At 67.2% G+C, this 2,870-nt stretch carries 3 protein-coding genes; all 3 read left to right on the forward strand.

Annotated elements, in window-relative coordinates:
* On the forward strand, nucleotides 1–1,909 hold a 1,909-nt coding region (locus AC1DOC_RS27605; protein ID WP_478130911.1), incomplete at its 5' end, for a type VI secretion system Vgr family protein.
* 3 nt (nucleotides 1,910–1,912) lie between these two features.
* Complete coding sequence (locus tag AC1DOC_RS27610; RefSeq protein ID WP_027729624.1) at nucleotides 1,913–2,356, forward strand: hypothetical protein; 444 nt, start codon at nucleotides 1,913–1,915, stop codon at nucleotides 2,354–2,356.
* 7 nt (nucleotides 2,357–2,363) lie between these two features.
* Nucleotides 2,364–2,870, forward strand: a 507-nt coding sequence (locus AC1DOC_RS27615) for a DUF2169 domain-containing protein (protein ID WP_478130912.1), incomplete at its 3' end; no start/stop codon positions are given.

Raw genomic sequence — 2,870 nt, forward strand, 5'->3', positions numbered from 1 at the left:
GTACCAGGAGAGCGACTTCGCCTTCGTCTGCCGCCTCATGGAGCACGAGGGCATTGCCTACCACTTCGAGCACCGGAGCGGCTCGCACCTGCTGGTGCTGGCCGACGACATCGGCGGCTATAGCACCCTGCCGGGGCACGCCAGCATTGCCTACCGTCCGCGCGACCGCGTGGTGAACGCCATGGAGCCCTGCATCGACCAATGGCGCATCTCGGAGCAGATCACCTCGGGCCGCGTGATGCTCGACGACTTCGACTTCAGGAAGTCGCGCGCCTCGCTCCAGAGCGTGCAGCAGGACCCAAAGGGCCACGACCATTCGAGCTACGAAGTCTATGAATGGCTGGGCGGCTACAGCGAGAACGACCAGGGCGACAGCTACGCGAAGATCCGCCTGCAGGAGCTGCAGTGCGCGCACGAGCTGGCCACGGGCCACACCAACGTGGCGGGCATGGCGCCGGGCTACCTGTTCCAGATGACGCACTGCCCGCGCGAGGCCGACAACCGCGAATACCTCGTCACCCAGACCCGCTACGACCTGCAGGAGCCCGAGTACGCGACCGGCGGCACGGCCGAATCGGTGTGCGAGTTCGACTTCACCGTGCTGCCCTCCAGCGTGCCCTACCGCCCTGCGCGCAAGACGCCCAAGCCGCGCACCAGCGGCCCGCAGACCGCCACCGTGGTCGGYCCCGAAGAGATCTGGACCGACCGCTTCGGCCGCGTGAAGCTGCAGTTCCGCTGGGACCGCTACGGCCAGTCGGACGAGAACAGCTCGTGCTGGGTGCGCGTGTCCAGCAACTGGGCCGGCGCCAACTACGGCACCATGCACATGCCGCGCGTGGGCCAGGAAGTGATCGTCGATTTCATCGGCGGCGAACCCGACCGACCCATCATCACCGGCCGTGTCTACAACAACGACCAGATGCCGCCGTGGGAGCTGCCCGCCAATGCCACGGCCAGCGGCATCCTCACGCGCTCGAGCACAGGCGGCGCAGCCAACCAGGCCAACATGCTGCGCTTCGAGGACCGCAGCGGCGCCGAGCAGATCCTGCTGCATGCCGAGCGCAACCTCGACGTGGAGGTGGAAGCCGACGAGACGCACACCACCGGCGGGACCCGCACCACCCTCGTCAAGGGCCACGAGTCGGCCACCTACCAGAGCGGCGAGACGCGCGACATCACCGCGGGCGCGAAAGAAACCATCACCGGCGGCGACACGCGCGACGTGACCGGCGGCTTCAGCGAAACGGTCAGCGGCGGCGTCACGCAGACCATTTCGGGCGGCAAGAAGCGCACGCTCAGCGGCGGGCTGACCGACACCATCAGCGGCGGCGTCAACCTTGCGATCACCGGCGGCTTCCACGGCACCATCGATGGGCGGGAGATCCGCTTCGTGAGCGGCGGACGCAACGACACCATCGACACCTCGAACACCGTGCTGGTCAACGGCCCCTCGAACACCACCGTGACCGGCCCGACGGTGCACACCTCCCCGGATGTGACCTTCAACACGACGAACCACATCCACAACACGACGCAGCACGTCATCAACACCAACGTCTACAACACGACCTCGAACACCTACAACAACCTGACCAACAACTACACGAACAACTCGGTCAGCTACACCAACAACTACTCCAAGAGCAGCGACTGGAGGTGGTTCCGCCTGGGCGGCACCGGCCTGAACATGGACGTGTCGGGCATTTCGCTGGGCGTGGTGGCCGTGCGTTCGATGGCCATCGGCGTGCAGGCGCAGGCCATCGGCGTGAAGCTGGAGGCTGTGGGCGCGGAGTGGAAGAACAAGGCAATGTCGCTGGGGGATGCCGGTGCGCTCATCCAGCTCGTGGGCACGGAGATCAAGACGGGCGGCCTGCGCGCCGGCATCCAGGCGCTCAAGATCCTGCTCTGAAGCGTGGAAAACGTGCTCGAGATCGTGCTGTGGGGAGTGTTCGGCATCGTCAGCCTGGGCGTGATCGTGCTCGCCGCAATCGTGTTCACCGTGTCGCTGATGAGCCATCGCGCCTATGCCGAGGAAGGCCGGCTGTGGCAGCAGCTGCAGGCCAGCGGGCGTCCGCTGCAGGGCGTTGCGGTTTCCCTGGTGCGCTCGCCCAGCGGCTACTCCCGGCGCGGCCCCGTCGGGCAGCGCATGACAGCCGTGCAGCTGGGCGTCGCCTACGTCGATGCCGACGGCATCGAGCAGCAGACCACCTTGCGCACGCTCATCGACGAGGACCTGCTGGCCCATTTTTCCGCGGGCCGGCCCGACATTCATCTGCTGCAGGACCCGCAAGACCCGTCGCGGCTGGCCATCGACCGCAGGCACACCCCCCTGGTGATCCGCGGCGCAAGGCGCTGATCCCGCCGTGAAGACCATCAAGCCCCTGCGCCTGAGCGTCCTGACGCGACCCTTCCTGCGCGCGCAAAGCCAGCGTCTCGCACTCACCGTGATCGGCATGCACACCCTCGGCGAAGGAGGCGTGCTGCTGCCGGAGACGGAGCTCTGGAAGACCGTCTCTGCCGAACTGGGAAACCAGTCCGCGATCGATCTCGGCATTCCCAAGCTGCGGCCCGAATTCCTGGTGAGCGGCCAGGCCTACACCTGCCACCTGCAGGACAAGACACGCTGCGCGGTCGACCTGCGCGTCGGTACCTTGCGACGCCAGTTCCTCGTTTCGGGCGACCGCTACTGGCTGGATGGCCGCGCCACCGAGCCGCAGGCTTTCGACACCATGCGCCTGGACTGGCGGCACGCGTTCGGCGGCCCCGGCTTTGCCGCCAACCCCGCGGGCATCGGGTACGCACCCGAGATGGTCAATGGCCTGCTGGTGCAGCGGCTTCCCAACGTCGAACGCCCGGGCGATGGCATGGAC

This window comes from Variovorax sp. 01T439_2 (genome assembly GCF_056398445.1).